This is a genomic window from Thioalkalivibrio sp. ALD1 (assembly GCF_000381245.1).
Lineage (GTDB): Bacteria > Pseudomonadota > Gammaproteobacteria > Ectothiorhodospirales > Ectothiorhodospiraceae > Thioalkalivibrio.
Window position 1 is genome coordinate 231,994 of the sequence record NZ_KB906243.1, and the last position, 26,412, is coordinate 258,405.

At 67.6% G+C, this 26,412-nt stretch carries 22 protein-coding genes; 7 read left to right on the forward strand and 15 right to left on the reverse strand.

Translation table 11 applies throughout. From position 1 onward, the window contains the following. Positions 1 to 51: 51 nt before the first annotated feature. The 4 genes from ppc (at position 52) to F623_RS0108485 (ending at position 6,331) form a co-directional block, all read left to right on the forward strand. The gene (gene ppc / locus F623_RS0108470) at positions 52 to 2,892 is read left to right on the forward strand and encodes a phosphoenolpyruvate carboxylase (RefSeq protein ID WP_018868386.1); all 2,841 of its coding nucleotides are present in this window, start codon (positions 52 to 54) and stop codon (positions 2,890 to 2,892) included. A gap of 65 nt (positions 2,893 to 2,957) precedes the next feature. Next, positions 2,958 to 3,239, forward strand: coding sequence for a PP0621 family protein (locus tag F623_RS0108475; RefSeq protein WP_018862089.1), 282 nt, complete (start codon positions 2,958 to 2,960; stop codon positions 3,237 to 3,239). A 21-nt stretch (positions 3,240 to 3,260) separates the two neighbouring features. Continuing rightward, positions 3,261 to 4,910 carry a PAS domain-containing sensor histidine kinase gene (locus F623_RS0108480; protein ID WP_018862090.1) on the forward strand — a complete coding sequence of 550 codons (1,650 nt, stop codon included), beginning with the start codon at positions 3,261 to 3,263 and terminating at the stop codon, positions 4,908 to 4,910. Next, positions 4,907 to 6,331, forward strand: a complete 1,425-nt coding sequence (locus tag F623_RS0108485; RefSeq protein ID WP_018868385.1) for a sigma-54 dependent transcriptional regulator — start codon at positions 4,907 to 4,909, stop codon at positions 6,329 to 6,331. The genes F623_RS0108480 and F623_RS0108485 overlap by 4 nt, the downstream gene beginning before the upstream one ends. Before the next feature lie 10 nt (positions 6,332 to 6,341). On the opposite strand, the gene F623_RS0108490 is transcribed toward F623_RS0108485, so the two are convergent. From F623_RS0108490 to leuS, 8 genes are all read right to left on the reverse strand, one after another. Beyond that, the gene (locus tag F623_RS0108490; RefSeq protein WP_018868384.1) at positions 6,342 to 6,935 is read right to left on the reverse strand and encodes a nucleoside triphosphate pyrophosphatase; all 594 of its coding nucleotides are present in this window, start codon (positions 6,933 to 6,935) and stop codon (positions 6,342 to 6,344) included. Continuing rightward, entirely contained in the window at positions 6,935 to 7,405 is a 471-nt protein-coding gene (gene rlmH, locus F623_RS0108495; protein ID WP_018862093.1) for a 23S rRNA (pseudouridine(1915)-N(3))-methyltransferase RlmH, read from the reverse strand. Before rlmH ends, F623_RS0108490 begins: the two co-directional genes overlap by 1 nt. A gap of 15 nt (positions 7,406 to 7,420) precedes the next feature. Further along, a complete protein-coding gene (gene rsfS / locus F623_RS0108500) occupies positions 7,421 to 7,813 on the reverse strand; it encodes a ribosome silencing factor (RefSeq protein ID WP_018862094.1) in 393 nt (130 codons plus the stop codon). Positions 7,814 to 7,820: 7 nt separating this feature from the next. Then, the gene (gene nadD / locus F623_RS0108505; RefSeq protein ID WP_018868383.1) at positions 7,821 to 8,471 is read right to left on the reverse strand and encodes a nicotinate-nucleotide adenylyltransferase; all 651 of its coding nucleotides are present in this window, start codon (positions 8,469 to 8,471) and stop codon (positions 7,821 to 7,823) included. 69 nt (positions 8,472 to 8,540) lie between these two features. Next, positions 8,541 to 9,845 carry a glutamate-5-semialdehyde dehydrogenase gene (locus F623_RS0108510; protein WP_018868382.1) on the reverse strand — a complete coding sequence of 435 codons (1,305 nt, stop codon included), beginning with the start codon at positions 9,843 to 9,845 and terminating at the stop codon, positions 8,541 to 8,543. Positions 9,846 to 9,849: 4 nt separating this feature from the next. Continuing rightward, positions 9,850 to 10,887, reverse strand: a complete 1,038-nt coding sequence (gene holA / locus F623_RS0108515; protein WP_018868381.1) for a DNA polymerase III subunit delta — start codon at positions 10,885 to 10,887, stop codon at positions 9,850 to 9,852. Further along, positions 10,887 to 11,453: an LPS assembly lipoprotein LptE gene (lptE, locus tag F623_RS0108520; protein ID WP_018862098.1), complete on the reverse strand. Its 567-nt coding sequence runs from the start codon at positions 11,451 to 11,453 to the stop codon at positions 10,887 to 10,889. Before lptE ends, holA begins: the two co-directional genes overlap by 1 nt. Beyond that, positions 11,450 to 14,041: a leucine--tRNA ligase gene (gene leuS / locus F623_RS0108525; RefSeq protein WP_018868380.1), complete on the reverse strand. Its 2,592-nt coding sequence runs from the start codon at positions 14,039 to 14,041 to the stop codon at positions 11,450 to 11,452. Before leuS ends, lptE begins: the two co-directional genes overlap by 4 nt. Before the next feature lie 205 nt (positions 14,042 to 14,246). Here leuS and F623_RS0108530 point away from each other — a divergent pair, with 205 nt between their 5' ends. Next, positions 14,247 to 15,101 (forward strand): DUF2189 domain-containing protein, encoded by an 855-nt coding sequence (locus F623_RS0108530; RefSeq protein WP_018862100.1) that lies wholly within the window; start codon positions 14,247 to 14,249, stop codon positions 15,099 to 15,101. A 61-nt stretch (positions 15,102 to 15,162) separates the two neighbouring features. Continuing rightward, on the forward strand, positions 15,163 to 15,708 hold the full coding sequence (locus F623_RS0108535) for a zinc ribbon-containing protein (RefSeq protein ID WP_018862101.1): 546 nt from the start codon (positions 15,163 to 15,165) through the stop codon (positions 15,706 to 15,708). 16 nt (positions 15,709 to 15,724) lie between these two features. Here the strand turns inward: F623_RS0108535 and lnt are convergent, their stop codons facing one another. The 7 genes from lnt to F623_RS0108570 form a co-directional block, all read right to left on the reverse strand. Beyond that, entirely contained in the window at positions 15,725 to 17,227 is a 1,503-nt protein-coding gene (lnt, locus tag F623_RS0108540) for an apolipoprotein N-acyltransferase (protein ID WP_018862102.1), read from the reverse strand. Then, positions 17,227 to 18,159 (reverse strand): HlyC/CorC family transporter, encoded by a 933-nt coding sequence (locus F623_RS0108545; RefSeq protein ID WP_018868379.1) that lies wholly within the window; start codon positions 18,157 to 18,159, stop codon positions 17,227 to 17,229. Before F623_RS0108545 ends, lnt begins: the two co-directional genes overlap by 1 nt. Next, on the reverse strand, positions 18,152 to 18,667 hold the full coding sequence (gene ybeY, locus F623_RS0108550; protein WP_018868378.1) for an rRNA maturation RNase YbeY: 516 nt from the start codon (positions 18,665 to 18,667) through the stop codon (positions 18,152 to 18,154). The genes F623_RS0108545 and ybeY overlap by 8 nt, the downstream gene beginning before the upstream one ends. Continuing rightward, positions 18,654 to 19,649, reverse strand: a complete 996-nt coding sequence (locus F623_RS0108555; protein WP_018868377.1) for a PhoH family protein — start codon at positions 19,647 to 19,649, stop codon at positions 18,654 to 18,656. The genes ybeY and F623_RS0108555 overlap by 14 nt, the downstream gene beginning before the upstream one ends. A gap of 3 nt (positions 19,650 to 19,652) precedes the next feature. After that, positions 19,653 to 21,005: a tRNA (N6-isopentenyl adenosine(37)-C2)-methylthiotransferase MiaB gene (gene miaB, locus F623_RS0108560; RefSeq protein ID WP_018868376.1), complete on the reverse strand. Its 1,353-nt coding sequence runs from the start codon at positions 21,003 to 21,005 to the stop codon at positions 19,653 to 19,655. Between the two features lie 47 nt (positions 21,006 to 21,052). Beyond that, entirely contained in the window at positions 21,053 to 21,517 is a 465-nt protein-coding gene (ssb, locus tag F623_RS0108565; protein WP_018868375.1) for a single-stranded DNA-binding protein, read from the reverse strand. A 406-nt stretch (positions 21,518 to 21,923) separates the two neighbouring features. Next, complete coding sequence (locus tag F623_RS0108570; RefSeq protein ID WP_018868374.1) at positions 21,924 to 23,312, reverse strand: MFS transporter; 1,389 nt, start codon at positions 23,310 to 23,312, stop codon at positions 21,924 to 21,926. Between the two features lie 169 nt (positions 23,313 to 23,481). Here F623_RS0108570 and uvrA point away from each other — a divergent pair, with 169 nt between their 5' ends. Next, positions 23,482 to 26,331, forward strand: a complete 2,850-nt coding sequence (uvrA, locus tag F623_RS0108575; protein WP_018868373.1) for an excinuclease ABC subunit UvrA — start codon at positions 23,482 to 23,484, stop codon at positions 26,329 to 26,331. Positions 26,332 to 26,412 lie beyond the last annotated feature (81 nt).

Sequence of the window (26,412 nt, forward strand, 5' to 3'; positions counted from 1 at the left end):
CGATCCCCACAAGGCCGGCCCAGCGCCGGCCTTGTGCTTGCAGAAGGGCTTATGACTCATAGCGACCAAGACGACCGATTCCTGCCCAAGGACAAGGAACTGCGGGCCCGTGTGCGCCTGTTCGGCGAACTGCTGGGCAATGTGATCCGCAAGCTCGAAGGCCAGACCGTGTTCGACGCCGTGGAGAAACTCCGCCGCGGTTTTGTGAGCCTGCGCAAGGAAGAGGATTCCCAGCTGCGCCAGCGCCTGATGGCGGACATCACCCATTTCGACGCTGCCCTGACCGAACGCGTGATCCGCGCGTTCAGCATCTACTTCAGCCTGGTCAACATCGCCGAGGAGGACCTGTTCTATCGCTGGCGCCGCGCGCAGGTTTCCAGTGGCGAACCGCTGTGGACCGGCTCTTTCGATCAGACGCTGCGTGAGCTGCATGACGAGGGCGTGACCGCCGCCGAGCTGGAGCGCCTGCTCGCGGAACTGCACTACCAGCCGGTATTCACCGCGCATCCGACCGAGGCCCGCCGCCGAACCACGATGGAAAACCAGCGCCGCGTGTTCGAGACGGCCGACCGCCTCAACCAGCCAGGGCTGGGAGAAGAGGAACGCCGCCTGATCATCGAGGAGCTGGAAACCCAGATCCAGCTGCTGTGGCGCACCAACGAGGTGCGAGTGAAGAAGCCGCAGGTCCAGGACGAGATCAAGTACGGGCTCTTCTACTTCGAGGAGAGTCTGTTCGAGGCGATACCGCAGTCCTATCGCTTCCTGGAGAAGGCGATCCGGCGCATCTACGGCGTGCACCCCGACGGCAGTCTGCCAATGCGCATCCCGGCCTTTCTGCACTTCGGTTCCTGGATCGGCGGTGACCGCGACGGCAACCCGAACGTCACCCCGGAAGTCACCGAACTGGCCTGCCGCCTGGCGATGGAACAGGTCCTGCGTGAATACATCAAGCGGGTCAACCACCTGCGCAATGTACTTACCCATTCGGCCTACATGTGTCAGCCGTCGCAGGAATTCCTCGACAGCCTGGACGCCGACAGCAACATCGCCAACGCGGTGTTCCACGGCGCCTCCGACCGTTTCGAGAGCGAACCCTACCGGCGCAAGCTGTACATCATGCGCTACCGCCTGCGCGAGACGCTGGAGACGGTCTGCCGACGCATCCAGGGTGAGGCGGCCGTGCTGCCGACCAACAGCGCCTACGCCGACGCCGAGGCGTTTCTGCAGGATCTGAACCTGATCCGCGACTCGCTGGTCAGCCATGGCGATCGCAACATCGCCTCGGGCGCGCTGACCGACCTGATCCGCCTGGTCGAGACCTGCGGCTTCCACCTGCATCACCTGGATGTACGCCAGGAGTCCACGGTCCACAGCGAGGCCATCGCCCAGCTGCTGCAGCAACTGGCCCCGGAGGTCGACTACAACACGCTGGACGAATCCGGCCGCCAGAAAGTCCTGAGCGATCTGATCGCGGCGCCAGCGCTGTCCGATCTGAATCGCGAGGCCCTGGACGAGGGCGCGCTGGAGACCCTGCGCGTATTCGACGTCATCCATGCAATGCGCCGCGAGATCGGTCCGGATGGCATCGGCACCTACGTGATCTCGATGACCCACGCCGCCTCGCATGTGCTGGAGGTCCTGCTGCTGGGCCGCCTGGCAGGCCTGGCCGGCGAGGACGAGAACGGCGAGCCGTTCTGCCACCTGCGCATCTCGCCGCTGTTCGAGACCATCGAGGACCTGCTGCATGTCGAGGACGTGCTGGAAGGCCTGCTGTCCAACCCCGTGTATGCCCGCCTGCTGTCCGCCTCCGGCAACGTCCAGGACGTGATGCTCGGCTACTCCGACTCCTGCAAGGATGGCGGCATCCTCGCCTCCAGCTGGAACCTCTACGAGGCGCAGAAGAAGATCGTCGGGATCACCGACCGCTTTGGCGTGCGCTGCCAGCTGTTCCACGGCCGCGGTGGCACCGTTGGCCGCGGCGGCGGCCCGACGCATGAATCCATCCTCGCCCAACCTCCGGCCACCGTGCAGGGGCGGATCAAGTTCACCGAGCAGGGCGAGGTGCTGTCGTACAAGTACTCCAACGCGGAGACGGCGGTCTACGAACTGGGCATGGGGGCGACCGGTCTGATGCTCGCCTCGCGCAGCCTGATCCGCCCGGCCCGCCAGGATCGCGACGAGTACCGCGCCACCATGGACGAGCTGGCGCGCGCGGGCGAGGATGCCTATCGCGACCTGATCGACCGCACACCGGGTGTCCTGGACTACTTCTACGAGATCACCCCGGTACAGGAGATCGGTTTCCTGAATATCGGCTCGCGTCCCTCGCACCGGCGCAAGACGGATCGCTCCAAGAGTTCCATCCGTGCGATCCCCTGGGTGTTCGGCTGGGCGCAGTCACGCCACACCCTCCCTGCCTGGTACGGGATCGGGTCGGCCCTGGAACAGTGGCGCAGCAACGATCCCGGGCGGCTGGAGCAGCTACAGCGGATGTATCAGGAATGGCCGTTCTTTCGCTCTCTGCTGTCGAACTGCCAGATGGCGCTCACCAAGGCCGACATGCGCACGGCCGCCGAGTACGCGCGCCTTTGCAGCGACGCGGAGCTGGCCGAGCGCCTGTACTCACTGGTGCGCGAGGAGCACACGCGAACAGTTAACGAGGTGCTGCGCGTTGCGCGGCTGGACAACCTGATGGACGAGACGCCGCTGCTGGCGCGCTCGTTGCAACGGCGCAACCCGTATCTGGACCCCCTCAACAGTATCCAGATCCACCTGCTGCGCGAGTCGCGCCAATTTGATGCCGAGGCCGACGACGACGCGGACAATCCCTGGCTGTCGCCACTGCTGCGTTCGATCAACGCAATTGCGGCAGGCATGCGCAACACCGGCTGAGCGCAATCATCCGTCCCCACGCGGGCCCGGGGGCGGTACCCATCTCCTTGCGTTAGAATCGCGGCATGCGCCTGCTCCTGCTCATCGTTGCCATCGTCGCGATCTTTCTCGCGGTCCGAACCCTGGTGCGTTCCTCCGGCGCGCGCAAGGAGCCCGTGTCCCGCGACGCCCGCCCCGAGCGCCTCAAGGAAGGAGGCGCAGTGATTCGTTGCGCCTTCTGTGGCGTACACGTCCCGGAGGCCGAGGCCTACCGCGATGGCGATCGCCTCTACTGCTCCCCGCAACACGCCGAGATCGACCGCAAACGGCAAAACGCCGGGCCCGGCTCCGATTCGGGCGCCGACTGATCCGCCGGGAGGCCGGCATCCATGGGGGCCCCCATCACGCTTGATGCCGACACACGCCGTTCGGCTTGGCTGTTCGCGCTCTACCGGGTCTTTGTTGCCAGCGTCCTGCTGATCCTGGGACTGGTCCCGGAGGGTCCGGTGGGGCTGCAGGCCGCGGCCCCGGAAATGTATCCAGCGCTCGCCGGCGGCTATCTGGTCTTTGCGCTGTTCGTCGCGGCCATGACCTGGCGCCCCAGCCGCGATCCCGATACCACCAGTCTGGCGGCCCTGGCACTGCTGGGCGGGATTGGCGACACCATCGGCCTGGTCGCGCTGGTGCTGGTCGCCGGTGGCGTGGGCACCGGCATTGGCCTGCTTCTGATCCCTGCAGTGGTCGCCGCCACGCTGCTTTCCGGCGGACGGCTGAGCTTGTCGCTGGCGGCCGTGGCCACGCTGGGCCTGCTGACGGCCGAAGCAGCCGCAATTGTCCTGCTGGTCCAGGACGGCTCCGGCCTGACCCAGGCCGGACTGCTCGGTGCCACGTTGTTTGCTGCCGGGCTCCTGGCACGCCATGTAGCACGCCGCGCGGGTGCAACACGCGCCCAGGTCGAACGCCAGGAAGAAGATCTTGCCAGTCTCGCCGAGCTTAACGCCCAGATCATCGCGCGCATGAGCGCCGGGGTCATTGCCGTCGCCCCGGATGGCAACATCCGTTCGATCAACGAAGCCGCACGCCGCCTGCTCCCGCCCCGCCCCGGGCGCCAGCTGTCCGCAATCTCGCCCTCGCTGGCCCAGCTGGTCGATCAATGGCAGAACGCGGGCATGCGCACCGACACACACCAGTTGCCGGGCGATCGCGACCAGCCCGCCCTGCAGGTCCGTCTGACCCCGTTGGGCGACCGCGGGACACTACTGATCCTCGAGGATCTGGCCGAGATCCAGCGCCAGGCGCAGGCTAGCAAGCTGCAGGCGCTGGGTCGCCTGACCGCGAGCATCGCCCACGAGATCCGCAACCCGCTGGGCGCAATCAGCCACAGCGCCCAACTGCTCGCCGAGTCTCCACAACTGACCAGGGCCGACCAGCGTCTGCTGACCATCATCAACAAGCAGAGCAAGCGCGTGAACGAACTGATCTCCAATGTGCTGAGCCTGTCGCGACGCGATACCGGACAACGTGAACGCCTGAACCTGCAGGAATTCCTCGACCGCTTTGTCGACGAGTTCTGCGGCGCGATGCAGATCCCTCGCGTCGCGCTGCACGCCAAGGTCGAGCCATATGATTCCGAAGTGCTGTTCGATCCGTCGCAGCTGAACCAGGTCCTGTGGAATCTGTGCACCAATGCACGCGTGCACGGGGGACACGACCAACCGGGCGCACCACCGATCGTGCTGCGTGGCGGGGCGGGTCAGGTCGCCCGCGTGGTCAGCCTCGATGTCCTCGACGCCGGCCCCGGCATTGCCCCCGAACAACGCTCCGACCTTTTCGAGCCGTTTGTCTCGGGCAACCGCGGAGGGACCGGACTGGGCCTGTACATCTCGCGCATGTTGTGCGAGAACAACGGGGCAACCCTGGAGTATGTCAGCACACCCACCGGCGGATGCTTCCGCATCCTGTTCGCCCCGACGGATGTCGACACGGGCGAGGCGGACACGAAAGCGTCGTCGACGGAGCCCGCGAGGGAACGCGCATGAGCATTCGCCACGTCCTGGTCGTGGACGACGAGCCGGACATCTGCGAACTCCTCGAGATCACACTGTCCCGCATGGGGATCGAGGCCACCACGACGGAACGCCTGACCGGGGCGCGCGAACTGATCGCGCGGCAGGACTTTGACCTCTGCCTGACCGACATGCGTCTGCCCGATGGCGACGGGCTGGATCTGGTGCGCCACATCCAGGGGCAACGTCCGGATCTTCCGGTAGCCGTGATCACCGCCCACGGGAGCGTGGACACCGCGGTCCAGGCCCTGAAGCTGGGCGCATTCGACTTTGTCAGCAAGCCCGTGGACCTGCAGCAACTGCGCGAACTGATCGACACCGCGCTGCGGCTGGAACCCGCCCCCGACCTGCCCGGCGCGCTGAATGCCGACACGGTCCCGGACGCCGAAACCACCCACATCGACAGCCCGCTGCTCGGACAGGCACCGCCGATGCAGACCCTGCGCGCGACGATCCACAAACTGGCACGCAGCCAGGCACCGGTGTTCATCCGCGGCGAATCCGGCTCCGGCAAGGAGCTGGTGGCGCGCGAGATCCATCGCCTGGGGCCGCGTAGTGACCGCCCGTTCGTGCCGGTCAATTGCGGGGCGATCCCGAGCGAGCTGATGGAGAGCGAGTTCTTCGGCCACCGCAAGGGGGCCTTCACCGGTGCCACGCAGGATCACACCGGGCTGTTCCAGGCGGCCAGCGGTGGCACGCTGTTTCTCGACGAGGTCGCCGACCTGCCGCTGCCCATGCAGGTCAAGCTGCTGCGCGCGATCCAGGAACGCGCGATCAAGCCCGTGGGGGGCACGCGCGAGATCCCGGTGGACGTGCGCCTGCTGTCGGCCACGCACCACGACCTGGAACGCGCGGTGGCCGAGGCGCGCTTCCGCCAGGACCTCTATTACCGCCTGAACGTGATCGAGCTGAAGGTCCCTGCGCTACGCGAACGACGCGAGGACATCCCCGTGCTCGCCCAGTGCGTACTGACCCGGATCAGCGAGCAGTGGGGTACCGAACCGCTGGAACTGGCGCCAGACGCCATCGAGACCCTCGCCCGGCATCCATTCCCGGGGAACGTCCGCGAACTGGAGAACATCCTCGAACGCGCCGCCACCCTCAGCGAGGGCCCCACGATCCACGCCGACAGCATCGACCTGCCCCGTTCTACGCATGGCGAACCCATGCCATCGGCCGAGGCCCCGGGCTTTGTGCCACCCGCGCCACAGCGCGAGATACCAACCGCCTCAGCGGACGACGTCGCCCTGGACCAGCGCCTGGCCGAGCAGGAACGCCAGGCCATCGCGACGGCGTTGCAGCAGACCGGCGGCAACCGTACGGCCGCGGCACGCCTGCTCGGGCTCAGTTTTCGCCAGCTGCGCTACCGGCTCAAGAAGCTCGGGATCGAGTGAGAGGGACGTATCAGGCGCTGCGTGGCGGCGGGTCGGGGATCTCCGCCAGCCATTGCTCCAGCTCGAACAGCGGAAGCCCCACCACGTTGGTATAGGAACCGGCGATCCACTCGACAAAGGCAGCACCGCGCCCCTGGATCGCATAGGCCCCGGCCTTGCCGCGCGGCTCGCCCGTCGCCCAGTAGTACTCGATGTCGGATGGCATCAGCGGCCGCATGCGCACGCGGGTCGTAACAGTGCATGCCCGCATGGATTCACCGGGCCGACAAAGGGCCATGCCGGACACCACCCGGTGCTCCCCGCCGGAGAGGCGTTGCAGCATAGCCTCGGCGTCGGCGAAATCTACGGGCTTTCCCATGGCCTCGCCGCCCACAGCGACCACCGTATCCGCGGCCAGCACCCACTGCCCCGGGATGCCGCGTTCGAGGGCTGCCTCCGCCTTGGCGATCGCGAGGCGCTCGACCAACACCTCCGGTGGCTCGCCCGGTAGTGCGGCCTCGTCCACGTCCATCGGGGCCACCTCGAAGACGAGCTGGATCTGCTCCAGCAGTTCGCGGCGGCGCGGGGAGGCGGAGGCCAGCAACAGCGGATGCGCCACGGGCATCACGCGCGATGGTAGGGGTGGTTGTTCAGCAGCGACCAGGCACGGTAGAGCTGCTCGGCGACCAGCACCCGCACCAGCATGTGCGGGAAGGTCAGCGGCGACAACGACCAGGCCCATTCCGCGCGGGCACGCACGGTGTCATCGAGGCCGGCGGCCCCGCCGATCACCAGTGCGACATCGCGCCCGTCCTGCTGCCAATCCGCCAGGCGCCGCGCGACGCCCTTCGTGTCCACGCCCTTGCCGCGCTCGTCCAGCAGGATCACGCGGGCGCCATCGGGAATCGCCTTCAGCAGGATCTCGCCCTCGCGCCGTAGCAGCGTAGCCGTATCCATGGACTTGGCCCCGGACGGGCCGGCCAGGGCCTGCAGGTTCAGGTTCAGCTCGCGCGGCAGGCGTCCGGCGTACTCGTCGAACCCGGCGGCCACCCAGTCGGGCATGCGCTTGCCGATCGCGATCAGGTCCAGGCGCATGGCGGCGTGCGGCGGTCAGCCGCGCAGGCGGCGGACGCGCTCCAGGCTGGGGTCTTCCGGGGCGGCCTTTTCGGCATCCGCGGCCTCCTCGGCCAGCCAGAGCTTTTCCAGGTTGTAGAAGTCGCGGGTCTCCGGGAGCATCACGTGGACGATCACGTCATTCAGGTCCACCAGCACCCACTCCTGGCTCTCCTGGCCCTCGACCCCCAGCGGCTGGATGCCGGCCTTCTTCGCCTCGAGCGCGACCGATTCGGCCGCCGACTGCACATGCCGCCCGGAGGTCCCGGAGGCGATCACCATGAAGTCGGCCAGTGTGGTCTTGCCACGCACATCAAGGGTGCGGATGTTCTGCGCCTTGATGTCTTCCAGCGCGGTGGTCACGAGTTCAAGCAGTTGTTCACTGTTCATGTGTCGATCAAGTTCCGTGATGTCGTTGGGCCCCGGCCCGGTACAGGCCGTGGTCCTGAATGTAGCGGTTGACAGCTCCGGGGAGCAGAAAGCGCGGGCTGCGCCCGGCAAGCAGTTCGTCGCGGATCGCCGTCGCGGAGATATCGAGCTGAGTCACTGCCTGGAAATACACTTGACCCGCCGGGCCGGAGCGCAGCGCGGCCGGATCATGCGTGACCGCATTGCCCAGCCAGCCGCCCAGTTCCTGCGAGGCGGGACTGCCCGGCCGGTGCGAGACCACGATATGGGTCAATTCGAACAGCTGTTCCCAGCGGTTCCACGACGGCAGCCCGGCGAAGGCGTCCATGCCCATGATCAGCACCAGCGGGGCCTGCGGCCCCAGCTCTTCGCGGAAGCTCAGCAGGGTATCGACCGTGTAGGAGGGCCCTTCGCGGTCCAGCTCGCGGCGGTCGGCCACGAAGCCCGGCACATCGCGGATCGCCCGCTCCACCATTGCCAGGCGGTCGTCGCTGCCGGTGCCCGGGCTCGCGCGATGCGGCGGGACATGGCAGGGGATGAAATGTACCTGCTCCAGCCCCAGGTGCTGCTGGATCTCCAGCGCGGGCCGCAGGTGGCCGAAGTGGATCGGGTCGAAGGTGCCGCCGAGAATCCCGATCACGCCGGGGCTGCCTCAGGGAGATGCTGGTTCAATCGCGCGTAGCGGACCAGCCCCAAACCCGACAGGCTCCTAGCTACGCACATGACCGTCGCCGAACACCACGTACTTGAGGGTAGTCAGGCCGTGCAGGCCCACCGGACCGCGCGCGTGCAGCTTGTCGGTGGAGATGCCGATCTCCGCACCCAGGCCGTACTCGAAGCCGTCGGCGAAGCGGGTGGAGGCATTCACCATCACCGAGCTGGAGTCCACAGCGCGCAGGAAACGCCGGGCCCGGGTGTAGTCCTCGGTCACAATGCTGTCGGTGTGGTGCGAGCCATAGGTATTGATATGGTCGATCGCCGCGTCCAGGTCGTCGACCACGCGGATCGCGAGGATCGGTCCCAGGTACTCGGCCACCCAGTCGTCCTCGGTGGCCTCGGCGATGTCCGTCCCGCTGCCGGCGAGGATGGCGCGGGTGCGCGCACAGCCACGCAGGCTCACCTGGTGTTCCCCCAGGGCCGCCGCCAGGCGCGGCAGGAAAGCCTCGGCCTGGTCGGCGTGCACCAGCAGCGTCTCCATGGTGTTGCAGGTGCCGTAGCGCTGGGTCTTGGCGTTCACCGCCACGGCCAGCGCCTTGTCGAGATCGGCCCCGCCATCCACGTACACGTGGCAGACGCCGTCCAGGTGCTTGATCACCGGGATCTGCGACTCGTTGCTGACACGCTCGATCAGGCCCTTGCCGCCGCGCGGGACGATTACGTCCACGTACTGCGGCATGCGCAGCAGCGCGCCCACCGCCGCGCGGTCGGTGGTCGGCACCACCTGCACCGCTTCGCGCGGCAGCCCGGCCTGCTCCAGCCCGGCCTGAATGATCGCGGCCAGGGCCTGGTTGGAGTGCAGGGCCTCGGAGCCGCCACGCAGGATCGCGGCGTTTCCGGACTTCAGGCACAGGGCGGCGGCGTCGATGGTCACGTTCGGACGCGACTCGTAGATAATGCCGATCACGCCCAGCGGCACGCGCATCTGGCCCACCTGGATGCCGCTCGGCTGGTAGGCCATATCGGATATCGTGCCCACCGGATCGGGCAGCCCGGCCACCTGGCGGCAGCCCTCGATCATGGTGTCGATGCGTGCGTCGGTCAGCGCCAGGCGGTCCAGCATCGCGGTGTCCAGGCCGCGCGCGCGCCCGGCCTCCAGATCGCGGCCGTTGGCCTCCACCAGCTCCGCACGCCGCGCGGCGATACCCTCGGCGATCGCGTGCAGTGCCGCGTTCTTCGCACCAGGCTCGGCCTCGGCCATGCGCCGCGAGGCCACGCGGGCGGCACGCCCTAGGGCTTCGACCTGCGCGATCACGTCAGCGGCAGCGGATTCGGTCGGGTGTACGGCAGCGTTCATGCAGTCAGACTCGTTCGGTGTTCAATGCGGGCAATGGCCGGGACAACCGGCGTCCCGCCATTCGGGCTACCAAGTCTAGCAACCCCTGTCGTGCGTTGCCGTTTTCCTGACCCTTGATGACCCGATCCGCACGCGCGGCCTCGCCCAGCAACCCGCGCGCCGCCGGCAGGCTCAGCCGCGACATCGCCTGGCGCAGGGCCTTCTGACCGTCCCCGAAGCTGCCCTGGAAGGCCTCGCGATCCGGCGCCCCGGCCGCCTTGCGCTCCATCGCCTGCACCAGCAGGCGGCATTCGCGCGCCAGCGCCCAGAGGATCAGGGGCTCCGGCTGCCCCTCGTCCAGCAGCCCCTCCAGCATGCGTAGGGCATGGCGGGCATCGCCGCGCAGTGCCGTCGGGGCCAGTGCAAACAGCTCGAAGCGCGCGGCGTCGGTGGTGGCCTCCGCCAGCACGGCCTCGTCGATCTCGGTCACGCCCGCCAGCGCCAGCTTCTCGATCTCCTGGCGCGCGGCCAGCAGATTGCCCTCGATACGCGAGACCAGCAGCGCCAGCGCCGGCTCCGTGATCGTCAGGCCGTGGCGCTGGAGACGGGCGCGGACCCACGGACCCAGCTGGGATGGCGGGATCGGGCGCGCGTGGAGCACCACCGCACGGTTCTCCAGCGCCTTGAACCAGGCCGCCCGGCGCATGTCCCGATCCGGCCGCGGGAGCTGCAACAGCAGTACGAGGTCGTCCTGGGGATCGGCCGCATAGGCCTTCAGGTGATCACCACCTACCTTGCCCGGCTTCCCGGTGGCCAGGCGCAGGTCCAGCACGCTGCGCTCGGCGAACAGGGACCGGTCACGGATCGCGGACTCGAACGGCCCCCAGTCGGACTGCGCGGTCATGTCCAGCACGGTCCGTTCCAGATAGCCCTGATCGCGGGCCGCCGCGCGGATCGCATCGGCCGCCTCGATCGCCTGCAGTGGCTCCTCGGCCAGCAGCAGGTAGATCGGCGCCACGCCGCGCGCCAGATCCTGTTCCAGGCGGGCGAGATCCTGGGCCATCAGTCGGTGGCCTCTCCGGTTATCGGCTCGTCGTCTTCGAACTCTACGTCCTTGCGCAACTGGCCGTCGGGGCCGATCACCGCCTCGATGCGGCGTTGCAACTGGCTGACGATGTCGCGGTTCATCGCCTCGCGCAGGGTCTCCTCACGCTCAGAACGGCTGAGCACCGCCGAGCCGTCGAACAGGTAGATCCGGCTTGCGTGCAACGTGCCCAGATCCACAGCCTCACCGCCCACCGGGCGCAGGCGCACCTCCACCGACCGGATCAGCTCGTACTCCGCGACCCGTGCCGCGTCGGTCACCGACAGCGTGCGCCGGCGGTCGCGCACGGAGCGCACGTCCAGGGTGGCCCCCTGCCCCTCGGGGCGCTGATCGACAACCTCGACCCCGGCCGAGCCGAAGGCCACCGCCAGCTCGCGGTACAGGGAGTCCCGCGGATTTACACCGGTGATCTGCACCGGGGCCAGGGCCTCCGGCCAGTCCATGCTGCCGCGCAGCTGGAAGCCGCAGGCGGCCACGGCAACCGCCAGCCATACGACCAGCACCGCGCGCAGCACCGCGCTCATTGCGGCTTCACCACGAAGTTCACCAAGCGGCCGGGCACCACGATCACCTTCACCACATTCTGCCCCTCGATGTGCCGCTGCACGTTCTCGTCACCCCGCGCGGTGGCCTCGATCGCGTCGCGGTCGGCACCGGCGGGGACCGCGATCTCGGCGCGGCGCTTGCCATTCACCTGCACCCCCAGGGTCTCCTGCGCGGCCTGGCGCGCGGCCTCGTCGACCGTCGGCCAAGCGGTGGTCGCGACCAGCCCGTCATGGCCCAGCGCGCGCCACAGGGTCTCGGTCACGTGCGGGATGATCGGGGCCAGCATGCGCACGATGCCCTCCAGGGCCTCCTGGCGCACGACTGCAGCCAGGGGCGCATCCTTCGGGAATTTGCCGAGGTCGTTCAGCAGCTCCATGTTCGCGGCCACGGCCGTGTTGAAGGTCTGGCGCCGGCCGATGTCGTCGGTGACCTTGGCGATGGTGTCGTGCAGCTTGCGCCGCAGTTCGCGCCCGGCGTCGTCCAGCGCGTCCACGTTAAGCGTCCCCGGGGCATCGCCGTTCACGTGCTCGTGCACCGCCCGCCACAGGCGCTTGATGAAGCGCTGCGCGCCCTCGACGCCGGAGTCGGACCACTCCAGCGACAGGTCCGGCGGCGCGGCGAACATGGTGAAGAGCCGCGCGGTGTCGGCGCCGAAGCGCTCGATCAGGGCCTGCGGGTCCACGCCGTTGTTCTTCGACTTGGACATCTTCTCCATACCGCCCACGACGACCGGCTGGCCGTCCTCGCGATGGCGCGCGGCCTTCACCGAGCCGTCCTCCGCGCGTTCCAGCTCGACATCGGCCGGGTTGATCCAGTCCTTCCCGCCGTCACCGCGTTCGCGGTAGAAGGTCGGCGCGATCACCATGCCCTGGGTCAGCAGCCGGGTGAACGGCTCGTCGGAGGCCACCAGGCCCTCGTCACGCAGCAGCTTGTGGAAGAAGCGCGCATACAGCAGATGCAGCACCGCATGCTCGATACCGCCGACGTACTGGTCCACCGGCAACCAGTGATCGGCGCGCGGGTCCAGCATCGCACTGTCATTGTCCGCGCAGGCATAGCGGGCGAAGTACCAGCTGGATTCGAAGAAGGTGTCGAAGGTGTCGGTCTCGCGCCGCGCCGACTTGCCGCATTCCGGGCAGGTCGCCTCGAAGAACTCCGGCATGCGCGCCAGGGGCGAGCCAGCGCCGTCCGGGATCACGTCCTCCGGCAGGCGCACCGGCAGATCGGCTTCCGGCACCGGCACTGCCCCGCAGGCCTCGCAGTGGATCACCGGGATCGGGCAGCCCCAGTAGCGCTGGCGCGAGATGCCCCAGTCGCGCAGGCGGTAGTTGCGACGGCGCCGGCCAAGCCCGGCCCGTTCCAGGTGCTCGGCGATCGCGGCCTTGGCCGCCTCGGATGCCTGCCCGTCGAAGTCGCCGGAGTTCACCAGCACGCCGGGATCGGTGAAGGCCGCGGCCTGCACATCGCACTCGGCGCCGTCGGCCGGGGCGATCACCTGCCGGATCGGCAGACCGTATTGCGTCGCGAACTCGTGGTCGCGTTCGTCGTGTGCCGGCACCGCCATCACCGCGCCGGTGCCGTATTCCATCAGCACGAAGTTGGCGACCCAGACCGGGACCTCCGCTCCGGTTAACGGGTGGCGGGCGGTAAAGCCCAGCGACCGGCCCTTCTTCTCCATGGTCGCCAGATCGGCCTCGGCCACTCCGCCCTGCGCGCAGTCGGCTACGAACGCGGCCAGTTCGGCATCGTTCTCCGCCAGCGCCTGCACCCGCGGGTGCTCCGGCGCGAGCGCCATGTAAGAGACGCCGAACAGGGTGTCCGGGCGCGTGGTGTAGACGGTCAGCGGCTCGCCGCCGTCCACCGCGAATTCGAGCTCCACGCCCTCGGAACGGCCAATCCAGTTGCGCTGCATGGTGCGCACCTGGTCCGGCCAGCCGTCCAGCCCGTCCAGGGCCTCCAGCAGCTCGTCGGCGTAGTCAGTGATGCGCAGGAACCACTGCGGCATCTCGCGGCGCTCGACCAGCGCGCCGGAGCGCCAGCCGCGGCCCTCGATCACCTGCTCGTTGGCGAGCACGGTCTGGTCCACCGGGTCCCAGTTCACGGTCGCCTTTTTACGGTAGACCAGGCCCTTCTTCAGCAGGCGCACGAACAGCCACTGTTCCCAGCGGTAGTAGTCGGCATCGCAGGTCGCGAACTCGCGTGACCAGTCGTAGGCGAATCCCAGACGCTTGAGCTGGGTGCGCATCTGCTCGATGTTCTGGCGCGTCCATGCGGCCGGCGGGACGTGGTTCTGCATCGCCGCGTTCTCCGCCGGCAGGCCGAAGGCATCCCAGCCCATCGGCTGCAGTACGCTCCGGCCCTGCATGCGCTGGAAGCGGGCGATCACGTCGCCGATCGTGTAGTTGCGCACATGCCCCATGTGCAGCTTGCCCGAGGGGTAAGGGAACATGGACAGGCAGTAGAACGGCTCGCCGGGGGCGTCCTCGCGCGCGCGGAAGCAGTCGGCCTCCTCCCACTGGCGCTGTACCTGCGCCTCGATCACCTCCGGGGAATACTGCTCCTGCATGCGCCTCACCTGTGCCTTTATCGCGGGAAACAAAGAACTGCGCAGAATACCAGCCACCCCGACCCCCTCCAAGCAAGGAGGGCGCGCGCGACGCCCGCCCCACCACCCCGGTTTTCGGAATCGCCTTCCAAAATCCACAGGAACCACTCCGCATTTCCATGGACGGAATAAGTGAGTCCACGAAAAGTCCGAAGGAGCCGAGGACATGAGTGAGGAAAAGGACGAAATCCCCGTTGTAAAGCGCGCCTACCCCGAAGACCTGGGCGAAGTCGCAGACGAACACACCCCCGAGACCGAGGGCCCCTCGATCCGCACCATCGAGCCTGACCACCTCGGGACATGGCTGGGCAAGGGCTGGCGAGACCTCTGGAAGACGCCAGTTGCGCTGATCCACGGGTTGGTGATTGCCTTTGTCGGCCTGGTGGTCATGGGTCTGTCGTGGAACCAGCCGTGGATGGCCTTTTCCTTCCTGGCCGGTTTGCTGTTCCTGGGGCCGGTGCTCGCGGTTGGCGTGAACTATCTGGCAATGGAGCGTGAGCAGGGGCACTCCACAGGCGCGGGCCTGGGCTGGCTCACCCATCTGGGGGGGTCAGTATGGGTGTTCGCCCTGCTCCTGGCCCTGATCTTCACCATCTGGGCGAGCTTTGTCTGGATGTGGATCGCCGTGCTGAATATCGGCGAACTCGGTGTGACCGGGCAATTGCACCACCTGGTAGGCACGATGCTGACCACCGGCTCCGGGATCATCTCGCTGATCGGGGTGATCGTGGCCGCAGTGGTTTTCGGACTCATCGTGTTCGCGCTGAGTCTTGTCACGCTGCCGGCCATGATCGATCACCGCGCCCGCGAGGAGGCCCCGCAGACCACGCTGATCGACGCGATCGGCATGAGCCTGAAGGCCTTCAACCACAACCGCGGCACACTGATCCTGTGGGGCCTGATCATTACCGCGCTGTTTACGGTATCGGTGGCCACCGCGCTGCTGGCCCTGATCGTGATCTTCCCGTGGCTCGGCTTCGCGATGTGGCATGGCTATCGGGATCTGGTCGAAACTCCGTAAAAAGGCTCTAATCTACGGGGAGGGACGCCTGTCCCTCCCCTTGTAATCGACGGAGGAATCGATGAGCGAAGAACGCAGGGACGAGGAACGGGAGAACCGACTGAGCAGCGCCTATCATCGGATGCTGCACGAGGTCACAGAGGATCTCGACAAGCTGGAAGACAAGACCAGCAAGGCCATCACCGAGACACTGGAGAACGCACGCGACCGCGTGCAGAAAGCCAGCGACCTCACGCGCGAGGAGGCCCACGAGGTCATGGACTATCTGCGCCGCGACCTGCAGGATCTGGGGGCCTATCTGGACAGCCGCAGCGAGGACTGGCGCGGCTGGCTGCGGATCGACCTGGGGTTAATCGAGGCCAGCATCCTCAATGCACTGGAACGTATTGCCGACAGGACCCGGATCGAGATCACCGAGTTGACCGCTCGCGCTCAGGTCATGGGCGAATGGCACACAGGCGAGATCACCGGCCCGGGTGAATTGCTGTGCAAGAAATGCGGCCACGCACTGCACATGACCAAGGTCGCGCGCATCCCGCCCTGCTCCAACTGCCACAACACGACCTTCCGCCGTGGCCCGGGCGGCCCCGAGGCCACAGAGGCCTAGGGAGACGGACGGGTCGTCAGACCGACTGTGACCGGGTGTGGCGGCGACCCACCGCCGCACCCAGCACCAACAGGACCAGCGCGGCCAGCACAGCCGGGCCCTCGCCCAGCGCGGCGGCGGGGGTCAGCCCGGTGCGCGGCTCCAGCGTTCCGCGGACCACCTCGCGGGTAAACAGACCCGAGCGTTCCAGGATGCGACCATCGGCGTCGATCAGCGCCGAGATGCCGGTGTTGGTCGAGCGCACCATCGGGCGCCCGGTCTCCACCGCCCGCACCCGGGCGATCTGCAGGTGCTGGGCCGGGGCCAGGCTGTCGCCGAACCAGGCGTCGTTGGAGACGTTGACCAGGAATCCGGCCTCCGGCAGTGCCGCGCGGATGTGACGGGCATAGGCGGACTCGTAGCAGATACTGACCCCGGCAGTCGTCCCGGCCATCTCCATGCGGCCATCGCCCGTACCCGGGGAGAGGTCCGACATCGGGATCTGCAGCAGCCGGTCCAGCCAGGCCAGGCGGTCGCGCAGCGGGATGTACTCGCCAAAAGGCACCAGCTGGCGCTTATTGTAGCCCGCGCCACTGCCGACGTGCACCACCGAGTTGAAGACATCCCGCCCCTCGGCCTCGTAGTCGAAGATGCCGACCACCAGCTCGCCACCGGCCTCGGCCAGCTCGCTCGCAATGCCTTCCAGGGGATCATGCACCTCGGTGTAGAACGCCGGGATCGCGGTCTCCGGCCAGACGATCAGGGTGTCCCCGACGGCCTCGCGGGTCAGCTCCCGGTAGATACCCAGCGAATACTCGATGCCGTCCGGGGCCCACTTGCGGGCCTGGTCGACGTTGCCCTGCACCATCGCCACCGGGATCTCCTCGCCGGTGGGCTCCACCCAGCGCACGAGCCCCAGTGCCAGCGACGCGATCACCACCGCTACGGCCAACCCGGCCCCCACCCAGCGCTGCCCCGCAAGGAACACGCTGACCACCGCCACCGCGAGCAGCGCCACCATCAGGCCGGCACCCAGCTCCCCGGCCAGTGGCAGCCAGCCCTGCAGCGGGGTATCCAGCACCGTATGCCCGAACAACAGCCACGGGAAGCCCGAGAACAGCCAGGACCGGGCGAGCTCCATCAGCACAACGCCCCCGGCCAGGGCCAGCAGCCCGGCCGGGCGCGTCAACGGCAGAAAACGAGCAGCCAGCCCCGCGAGCAGGGCCGGATAAAGGGCCATGATCAGCACGAAGAGTACGGTGATGAACGAGGCCACCACTAGGGGCGCCTGCCCGAACACCAGCAGGCTGTTGAAGATCCAGGTAACACCAGTCCCGAAAAATCCGAGCCCGAAGGCATAGCCGGTCAACGCGGCCTGCCGCGTCGGCGCGCCAATCAGCAGGCCGAACCAGACGGCCAGGGCCAGAGGTGCGGCCAGAAACCAGCCCACCGGGGCAAAGGCGAGGGTCGCCCCCGCGCCCGCGACCAGGGCCAGCACGACGATGGCCCAGGCGGGCAGACGCTCGGCCAGTGGCTGCATCAGGTTCCCTTGCGCTCGCCGCCGTCGGCCGGCTGGCCTTCGAAGGTCTGGCCGGGTTCATCCGTGGCCGGGGACAGGTCGGGTTCCGGCAGACGCATCTCCAGCAGATGCAGGCGGCGATTGTCCGCACGCAGCACACGAAAACGCATGCCGTCGATCACGATCTGCTCGCCGCGGCGCGGCACATGACCAAAGTGCGACAGTACCAGTCCGCCGATGGTGTCGAAGTCGTCCTCGCTATAGGCGGTCTGGAAGTAGGCGTTGAACTCCTCCATCGGCGTCAACGCCTTGATGGTGTAGCGCCCGCCGGGGTGCTGCATGATCTGGGTCAGGTAGTCCTCGACATCGTGCTCGTCCTCGATCTCGCCGACGATCTGCTCCAGCACGTCCTCGATGGTCACCAGCCCGGCCACGCCACCGTATTCGTCTACAACAATGGCCATATGGTTGCGGCTCAGGCGGAATTCCTTCAGCAGCACGTTCAGGCGCTTGCTCTCCGGCACGAACACCGCGGGGCGCAGAATCTCCTGCATGTCGAAGGCCGCATCCTCCGGATCACCGAAGAAGCGCAGCAGGTCCTTGGCCAGCAGGACGCCGACCACCTCGTCGCGATGGTCCCCGACCACCGGCAGGCGCGAGTGGGCAGAGGCGACCACGTCGGGCAGGAACTCGGACAGCCGGGCATCGCGGCGCACCACCTCCATCTGCGCCCGCGGGATCATGATGTCGCGCACCTGCATGTCGGCCACGTTGAGCACGCCCTCGAGCATGGTCAGGGCCTCCGGGTCGACCAGTTCGCGACCATGCGCATCGCGCAGGGTCTCGATCAGTTCGCGGCGGGTGACAGGATCGCGGCGCGGCCAAAGGCGCGTCTTCGCACGCTCCAGCCAGCGCCGCCAGGCAGGTTGCTCGTCGGGTACGGGTTCAGGCATCGGGGACGGTTCCGGTGGCGGGCGCGTTCGGGTCACGGGCCGGAGAGCCGGTCTGATAGGGGTCGGGATAGCCTAACCCGGCCAGGATCGAGCGCTCAACGGTTTCCATCGCCTCGGCCTCGCCGGGATCCTGATGGTCCATACCCTGCAGATGCAGCAGGCCATGCACCACCATGTGACTGTAATGGGCCCGCAGGGACTTGCCCTGCTCGGCCGCCTCGCGCGCCAGTACCGGTGCACAGAGCACGATATCGCCGAGATAACGCGGCTCGCCCGTCGCCATCGCGGGCAGATCGGGGGCGGGGAAGGACAGTACGTTGGTGGCGTAGTCGCGTTCGCGAAAGCCCCGGTTCAGCTCCAGGCCCTCGTCGGCATCCACCACGCGCAGGGTCACGCCGGCACGGCCACCCCCCCGCCATGCGGCGCGGGCGGCCCGGTGCAGGCTGCCCGCGGACGGGAGCCCCCGGCGCGGCAGGGCGTACTGGACCACGACCTCAAGCGTCGTCATCGCCCCGGGATCCGCCCTCCTGTGCTGCGTCACCCTCGCGGGCGTCATAGGCCTCGACGATGCGCTGCACCAGCGGGTGGCGCACGACATCACCAGCCTGGAACCGCGTAATGCTCACACCCTCCACGCCTTGCAGGATCTGCATCGCGTGTTTCAGGCCCGAGCGCTGGCCGCGCGGCAGATCCACCTGGGTGATATCGCCGTTGACGACCGCCGTGGAACCAAAGCCGATGCGGGTGAGGAACATCTTCATCTGCTCGACGGTGGTGTTCTGTGCCTCGTCGAGGATGATGAATGCCTCGTTCAGCGTGCGCCCGCGCATGTAGGCCAGCGGGGCGACCTCGATCACCTGGCGCTCCATCAGGCGCGCGGTCTGGTCGAAGCCCATCAGTTCATACAGCGCGTCGTACATCGGGCGCAGGTAGGGGTCGATCTTCTGCGCGAGATCGCCGGGCAGGAAGCCCAGGCGCTCGCCCGCCTCCACCGCCGGACGCACCAGCACCAGGCGCTGCACCCGATCCTGTTCCAGCGCCGCGACAGCAGCGGCTACCGCGAGAAAAGTCTTGCCGGTCCCGGCGGGACCGATCCCGAAGCTCAGGTCGTGCTCCTGGATCGAGGCCAGGTAGCCGCTCTGGCGCGGACCACGGCCCCGGATCACCGCACGCTTAAGCCGCAGGGCGGGATCGGCGGCGGCTGGCTCGGCATCCGCCAACCCCTCCATGTGCGCAGTCTGCAGCGCAGTATGCACCTGCTCCAGGCTGACCGGCTCCTCCTGCGCCATGCGGTGCAGATCGTGGATCAGGGCGCCGGCGGCCCGCACCGCATTCTTGGGTCCGGTCAGGTTGAAACGCGGCCCGCGGTTGTGCACGGCCACGCCCAGGCGCGACTCGATCAGTCGCAGATGGGAATCCAGCGGACCGGAAAGACGCGTCAGCGTTTCCTGGTCCCCCGGCTCCAGGGTGAAATCCAGACGATTGCTCATCAATCAGGCGCCGACGGCGGCGGGCATTGCCCGCTCCACCGCGCGGCCGCGCAGGGAGTGCGCCAGGGCCTCGGTGATCTCGACCGGGATCATCTGTCCGATCAGGCTGGGATCGCCCGCAAAGTTCACGATGCGGTTGTTTGCCGTGCGCCCGGCCAGCTCGCCCGGATTGCGCTTGGCCGGGCCCTCGATCAGGACCGACTCGATGTTGCCGACCATGGCCTGATTGCGTTCGCGCCCATGCTGTTCGATCAGGGCCTGCAGCTCGGCCAGGCGGGCCTTCTTGGTGGCCAGCGGCACGTCGTCCGGCAGCGAGGCCGCCGGCGTACCCGGGCGGGCGCTGTAGATGAAGCTGAAGGAAAAGTCGAAGTGCAACTCCTCGATCAGCTTCATGGTCGCCGCGTGGTCGGCATCCGTCTCGCCGGGGAAGCCGACAATGAAGTCGGAGGACAGGTCCAGGTCCGGGCGCGCTTCGCGCAGCCGGCGGATCTTGGACTTGTATTCCAGAATCGTGTGGCCACGCTTCATCTGCGCCAGGATGCGGTCGGAACCGCTCTGTACCGGCAGGTGCAGGTGGCTGACCAGCTTGGGCTCGTCGGCATAGGCCTGGATCAGCGAATCGGAGAACTCCACCGGATGCGAAGTGGTGAAGCGGATTCGTTCGATACCGTCCACCGCGGCGACGTAGTGAATCAGCAGCGCGAGGTCGGCGGTATCACCGTCCTCCATCGGCCCGCGGTAGGCATTCACGTTCTGCCCCAGCAGGTTGATCTCCTTGACGCCCTGCCCGGCCAGCGCCACCACCTCGGCGATCACGTCGTCGAACGGCCGGCTGATCTCGTCACCCCGGGTATAGGGCACCACGCAGAAGCTGCAGTACTTGGAACAGCCCTCCATCACCGACACGAACGCGGTCGGGCCATCGGCCTTCGGCTCGGGCAGGCGGTCGAACTTTTCGATCTCGGGGAAGGAGATATCCACCACCGGCGCCCGCTCGCGGCGCACCGACTGGATCATCGCCGGCAGGCGGTGCAGGGTCTGCGGCCCGAACACCAGGTCCACGTACGGGGCCCGCTCGCGCAGAGCGTCTCCCTCCTGGCTGGCGACACAGCCGCCGACCCCGATGATCACCTCCGGCCGGCGCTCCTTGATCTGGCGCCAGCGCCCCAGCAGCGAGAAGACCTTCTCCTGCGCCTTTTCGCGGATGGAGCAGGTATTCATGAGCAGGACATCGGCCTGCTCGGGGTCATCGGTACGCTCCGTCCCATGCAACTCGCGCAGGGCGTCGAGCATGCGGTCGGAGTCGTACTCGTTCATCTGACACCCATGTGTCTGGATGTATACCTTGCGGATCATCGGACGTTGCTTCGCGGCTGCCTGCGTGTCGAGTTACGAATATCAGATTAAAACGGGACGTCGTCGTCATCGAATGCCCCGCTGGAGGCGGGCGCATTGGCGCGGCCGCCCTGGGCCCCACCGTAGCTGCTGCCACCACCGTAGCCGGAATCCTGGTCGAAGCCACCGCCCCCTCCGCGGCCGCCCAGCAGTTGCATCTCGTTGGCCACGATCTCGGTGGAGTAGCGGTCGTTGCCCTGCTGATCCTGCCACTTGCGAGTCTGAATCTTGCCTTCGATATAGACCTGCGAGCCCTTGGACAGGTACTGCGCGGCGATATCGGCCAGGCGCCCGAACATCACCACGCGGTGCCATTCGGTGTTTTCGCGCTTCTCGCCGGAGTTCTTGTCGGTCCACTGCTCCGAGGTCGCCAGCCGCAGATTGGTCACGGTAACCCCATTGGGGGTCTCGCGCTTTTCCGGGTCGGCCCCGAGGTTTCCGAGCAGGATGACTTTGTTGACGCCACGGGCCATGGGAACTCCTTAGTGTCTGACGCCTTTGCAGGGCGCGGGAAACGAACCGTTAAGGAAACACTGATCAATGTACACGCTCGCGTTGGCACCCCAGGTTTTCCGAGACAAGGCGCGTCGGGCAGCGGGTAGTGGTTCTACCCGCAAGCGGCGCAACGCAGGATCGGGGAACCTGGGGTGCCAACCCCGAAGGGGCTCGGCCGCCCGTTGTTATCGCAAACGGGCGCGCGCACGGCGTTGCGGCTCCCTTGTGCAGAATGACTGCACGGCAGTCGCCGCGCCTTGTTCGCACGCAAAAGCGACTCGAGCGCGAGCGCGTACATTGGTCAGTGTTTCCTTAATTGTAGCAGGGCGCCCGCCGGCCGGCAGCGCCCGTTTGCGGTATTGCCTCAAACACTGATGGCACTGTTCAACCCCCGCGCGCTGCCACCCCGTCAGGGGGCTGCGCCAGCCAGGCCACCAGGGCCTCCGTATCCGGCCCGCCGGAGTCGACCTTGAGGTACAGCGAGCGTGCATCGGGGGACAGCGCCACCTCCACGATGCCGGGCCAGCCCACCAGCGCGTAGCGTAGCTCGGCCTCGCGACCGGCCCAGTGGGCAGGAACCCCCAGCACACGGTTGGAACGGTAGCGCGGCTGCATGCGCCAGGCGATCACAAACCAGATCAGCAGCAGGGGGACGGAGGCCAGAAAGACACCGGCGGGCCCCGCCAGCGTCAGCACGCCACCCCCAACCAGCCCCCCGGCGAAGATCCCCAGGAACTGCGCGGTCGCGAAGCCGCCCATGGCCGTCCCCTTGTGCGCGACCGGCGCCGCCCGCGCGACCAGCGACGGCAGTCCCGCCTCCAGCAGATTGAAGGCGGCGAAAAACGCCACCATCAGGGCCACAAACAGCCACATGCCCATGCCATTGAAGAGGACCAACGCCAGCAGGAGCTGGACCAGCACGAGCAGGGCGATCGCCCCGCGCATCACCGTATGCACCCGTTGGCGGCGCTCGCCCAGAATGATCCCCGGCAGCATCAGGGCAAAGCCCGCCAACAGGACGGGGACGTAAAAACGCCAGTGCTCGGCGCCGGCCAGTCCCAGATATTCGACCAGCAATAGCGGGATCACGAGGAAATTGGCCGCCAGCACCAGATGCAGCACGAAGATGCCGAGGTTCAGCCGCTGCAGTTCCGGTTCACGCAGCACCTGCGGCAACGCGGACCAGATGGGGACCATGTCCGGGTGCTGCCGCGAGCGCTCCGGGTTCGGCACCCAGAACAGCAGGATCACGATCGCCAGCACCCCAAGCAGCGCGGACAGGCCGAAGACCCCGCTCAACCCGGCCGCGCGATCCACCACCGGCCCCAGCGCCATCGAGGCGGTAAAGGTCAGCCCGATGGTCAGTCCGATCACCGCGAGTGCACGCATGCGCCGCTCCTCGCTCACTAGATCCGCGGTCAGCGCCAGGATCACCGCGGCCACCGCCCCGGCACCCTGCAGCGCCCGGCCCAGGATCACCCCGTGCACGGTCTCCGCCAGGGCCGCGACCAGGCTTCCGAGCACGAACAGCGCGAGCCCGCCGAGGATCAGCGGCTTGCGGCCCAGCCGGTCGGACAACAGCCCGAACGGGATCTGCAGCAGCGCCTGGGTCAGCCCGTAGATCCCCAGTGCCAGCCCCATCAGGAACGGCGTGGCACCCGCCAGCGTGTCCAGGTGCAGCATGAACACCGGCAGGACCATAAATAGACCGGCCATGCGCACACCATAGATGGCCGCGAGCCCGGAGGTTGCGCGCAGCTCGCGGGGCGTCATGCCGGTGAAATCCGCAGGGAAGGACGGGCTGTCATGCGTGCCGAGTTTACCGGCAACAACGCCACGGAAACCATGGCGGCGTTCGCCACGGTGTTACCATGAACGGTTTGCGCCCCAGGGCAGTCTGTCGGGCGCCGCTCGCATAACCAGGTGGAGTCGATACCGATCCATGGACAGCATCAGCATCCGCGGGGCCCGCACCCACAACCTGAAGAACATCGACCTCGACCTGCCGCGCGACCGGCTGATCGTAATCACGGGCGTGTCGGGCTCCGGCAAGTCGTCGCTGGCCTTCGACACCCTGTTTGCCGAGGGGCAGCGGCGCTACGTGGAGAGCCTCTCCACTTATGCCCGGCAGTTCCTGTCGATGATGGAAAAGCCGGACGTGGACCAGATCGAGGGGCTGTCGCCGGCGATCTCCATCGAGCAGAAGAGCACCTCGCACAACCCGCGTTCCACGGTCGGCACCATCACCGAGATCTACGACTACCTGCGCCTGCTGTTCGCGCGCGCCGGCGAGCCACGCTGCCCCGAACACGGCGAGACCCTGGCTGCCCAGACCATCTCCCAGATGGTGGATCAGGTGCTCGATCTGCCCGAGGGCGAGAAGGTGATGCTGCTGGCCCCGATCGTGCGCGGACGCAAGGGCGAGCACCACAAGCTGCTGGAGTCCATGCGCGCCCAGGGCTACCTGCGCGCCCGCATCAACGGCGAGATCCACGAGCTCGACGCCGTACCCGCGCTCGATCCCAAGCGCAAGCACAACATCGAGATCGTGATCGACCGTTTCAAAGTCCGCGAGGACCTGCGCCAGCGCCTGGCCGAGTCCTTCGAGACAGCGACCGAACTGGCCGACGGGCTGGCACTGGTCACCTGGATGGACGAGCCCGAACGCGAGCCAATGATTTTTTCCGCGCGCTATGCCTGCCCCGTCTGTGGCTATGCGCTGCGCGAGCTGGAGCCCCGGCTGTTCTCGTTCAACAACCCGGCTGGCGCCTGCCCCACCTGTGATGGGCTCGGCGTGCGCCAGTACTTCGACCCGGAGCGGGTCGTCTCGCAACCCGAATTGAGCCTGGCCGGCGGCGCGGTGCGTGGCTGGGACCGGCGCAACGCCTGGTATTTCAGCCTGCTGAACAGCCTCGCCCGACATTACGGCTTTGACGTCGAGGCGCCCTGGCAGGAGCTGCCGGCCGAGGTCCGGGCCGTCGTACTGCACGGCTCCGGCAAGGAGAAGGTCAAGCTGTCGACCCCAGCCGCCAATGGCCGCCTGCGTACCGACGAGCGCGTGTTCGAAGGGGTGATCCCAAACCTGGAACGACGCTACCGCGAGACCGACTCCGCCGCCGTTCGCGAGGAGCTGGGGCGTTATCTGGCCGAACAGGCCTGCCCCGAGTGCCACGGCACGCGCCTGAACTCCGCGGCGCGTCATGTGTTCGTCAGCGACCTGACGCTCCCCGAGGTCACGCACATGAGCGTGGCCGACGCGCGGGCCTTCTTCGCCGAGCTGCGCCTGCCGGGACGCTTCGCCCAGATCGCGGAGAAGATCGTGCGCGAGATCGGCGCGCGCCTGGGATTCCTGAACGACGTCGGGCTGGACTACCTGACGCTGGACCGCTCCGCCGACACCCTCTCGGGCGGCGAGGCACAGCGGATTCGGCTAGCCTCCCAGATCGGGTCGGCCCTGGTGGGGGTGATGTACATCCTCGACGAACCGTCGATCGGCCTGCATCAGCGCGACAACGAGCGGCTCCTGAACACCCTGTGTCACCTGCGCGACCTCGGCAACACCGTCATGGTGGTGGAGCACGATGAGGACGCGATTCGCGCGGCGGATCATGTCATCGACATCGGCCCGGGAGCCGGCCGCCACGGCGGCCAGATCGTGGCGGCCGGCACACCGGACGAGGTGGCCCGAAACCCCGATTCCCTGACCGGCGCCTATCTCAACGGGACGCGGGCGATTGCGGTGCCGGATCAGCGTATCGAGCCGGACCCCGAACGCGAGATCCGCGTGATCGGGGCGCGCGGCAACAACCTGAAGGGTGGCGACTTCGCATTTCCCACGGGCCTGCTGACCTGCGTAACTGGCGTCTCCGGCTCCGGCAAGTCGACGCTGGTCAACAACACGCTTTACCCCGCCGTCGCCGTGGCCCTGCATGGCGGTCGCCACACGATCGCACCGCACGAGCGCATCGACGGGCTCGAGTTGATCGACAAGGTCGTCGACATCGACCAGAGCCCGATCGGCCGCACGCCGCGCTCGAACCCGGCGACCTACACCGGGCTGTTCACCCCGATCCGCGAGCTGTTCGCCGCCACGGCCGAGGCCCGCTCGCGCGGCTACAAGCCAGGCCGGTTTTCGTTCAACGTCCGCGGCGGCCGCTGCGAGGCCTGCCAGGGCGATGGCGTGATCAAGGTGGAGATGCACTTCCTGCCGGATGTCTTCGTCCCCTGCGACGTCTGCAAGGGCAGGCGCTACAACCGCGAGACCCTGGAAGTCCGCTACAAGGGCAAGAGCATCCACGAGGTGCTGGAGATGACCGTCGAGGAGGCCCTGGAGTTCTTCCAGCCGGTCCCCGTGATCCATCGCAAGCTCGAGATGCTGATGGAGGTCGGGCTCTCCTATATCCAGCTCGGCCAGAACGCCACCACCCTGTCTGGCGGCGAGGCCCAGCGCATCAAGCTGGCGCGGGAGCTGTCCAAACGGGATACCGGCCGCACCCTGTACATCCTCGATGAGCCGACCACCGGCCTGCATTTCGAGGACATCGCCCAGCTCTTGCGAGTGCTCCACCGCCTCCGCGACCACGGCAACACGATCGTCGTGATCGAGCACAACCTCGACGTGATCAAGACCGCCGACTGGCTGATCGACATCGGCCCGGAGGGTGGCAGTGGCGGCGGCGAGCTGCTCGTCGCCGGCACGCCCGAGACAGTGGCTGGCACCCCGCGCAGCCACACGGGGCGCTTCCTCGCGCCCTTGCTCGAGACACGCCAGAATCAAGTCGCATCCGCCTGACGGACGACCGCGGCGGAGTCTGGCTTCCCCAGACGTAAAAAAGCCGGCCAACAGGCCGGCTCTTTCTAATCCACGAGCAGT

Excerpts from the sequence above, each read along its gene's own strand:
- ppc (WP_018868386.1), top strand. The coding sequence starts at position 52 with ATGACTCATAGCGACCAAGACGACCGATTCCTGCCCAAGGACAAGGAA.
- F623_RS0108475 (WP_018862089.1), top strand. The coding sequence starts at position 2,958 with ATGCGCCTGCTCCTGCTCATCGTTGCCATCGTCGCGATCTTTCTCGCG.
- F623_RS0108480 (WP_018862090.1), top strand. The coding sequence starts at position 3,261 with ATGGGGGCCCCCATCACGCTTGATGCCGACACACGCCGTTCGGCTTGG.
- F623_RS0108485 (WP_018868385.1), top strand. The coding sequence starts at position 4,907 with ATGAGCATTCGCCACGTCCTGGTCGTGGACGACGAGCCGGACATCTGC.
- F623_RS0108490 (WP_018868384.1), bottom strand. The coding sequence starts at position 6,935 with ATGCCCGTGGCGCATCCGCTGTTGCTGGCCTCCGCCTCCCCGCGCCGC.
- rlmH (WP_018862093.1), bottom strand. The coding sequence starts at position 7,405 with ATGCGCCTGGACCTGATCGCGATCGGCAAGCGCATGCCCGACTGGGTG.
- rsfS (WP_018862094.1), bottom strand. The coding sequence starts at position 7,813 with ATGAACAGTGAACAACTGCTTGAACTCGTGACCACCGCGCTGGAAGAC.
- F623_RS0108510 (WP_018868382.1), bottom strand. The coding sequence starts at position 9,845 with ATGAACGCTGCCGTACACCCGACCGAATCCGCTGCCGCTGACGTGATC.
- holA (WP_018868381.1), bottom strand. The coding sequence starts at position 10,887 with ATGGCCCAGGATCTCGCCCGCCTGGAACAGGATCTGGCGCGCGGCGTG.
- lptE (WP_018862098.1), bottom strand. The coding sequence starts at position 11,453 with ATGAGCGCGGTGCTGCGCGCGGTGCTGGTCGTATGGCTGGCGGTTGCC.
- leuS (WP_018868380.1), bottom strand. The coding sequence starts at position 14,041 with ATGCAGGAGCAGTATTCCCCGGAGGTGATCGAGGCGCAGGTACAGCGC.
- F623_RS0108530 (WP_018862100.1), top strand. The coding sequence starts at position 14,247 with ATGAGTGAGGAAAAGGACGAAATCCCCGTTGTAAAGCGCGCCTACCCC.
- F623_RS0108535 (WP_018862101.1), top strand. The coding sequence starts at position 15,163 with ATGAGCGAAGAACGCAGGGACGAGGAACGGGAGAACCGACTGAGCAGC.
- lnt (WP_018862102.1), bottom strand. The coding sequence starts at position 17,227 with ATGCAGCCACTGGCCGAGCGTCTGCCCGCCTGGGCCATCGTCGTGCTG.
- F623_RS0108545 (WP_018868379.1), bottom strand. The coding sequence starts at position 18,159 with ATGCCTGAACCCGTACCCGACGAGCAACCTGCCTGGCGGCGCTGGCTG.
- ybeY (WP_018868378.1), bottom strand. The coding sequence starts at position 18,667 with ATGACGACGCTTGAGGTCGTGGTCCAGTACGCCCTGCCGCGCCGGGGG.
- F623_RS0108555 (WP_018868377.1), bottom strand. The coding sequence starts at position 19,649 with ATGAGCAATCGTCTGGATTTCACCCTGGAGCCGGGGGACCAGGAAACG.
- miaB (WP_018868376.1), bottom strand. The coding sequence starts at position 21,005 with ATGATCCGCAAGGTATACATCCAGACACATGGGTGTCAGATGAACGAG.
- ssb (WP_018868375.1), bottom strand. The coding sequence starts at position 21,517 with ATGGCCCGTGGCGTCAACAAAGTCATCCTGCTCGGAAACCTCGGGGCC.
- F623_RS0108570 (WP_018868374.1), bottom strand. The coding sequence starts at position 23,312 with ATGACGCCCCGCGAGCTGCGCGCAACCTCCGGGCTCGCGGCCATCTAT.
- uvrA (WP_018868373.1), top strand. The coding sequence starts at position 23,482 with ATGGACAGCATCAGCATCCGCGGGGCCCGCACCCACAACCTGAAGAAC.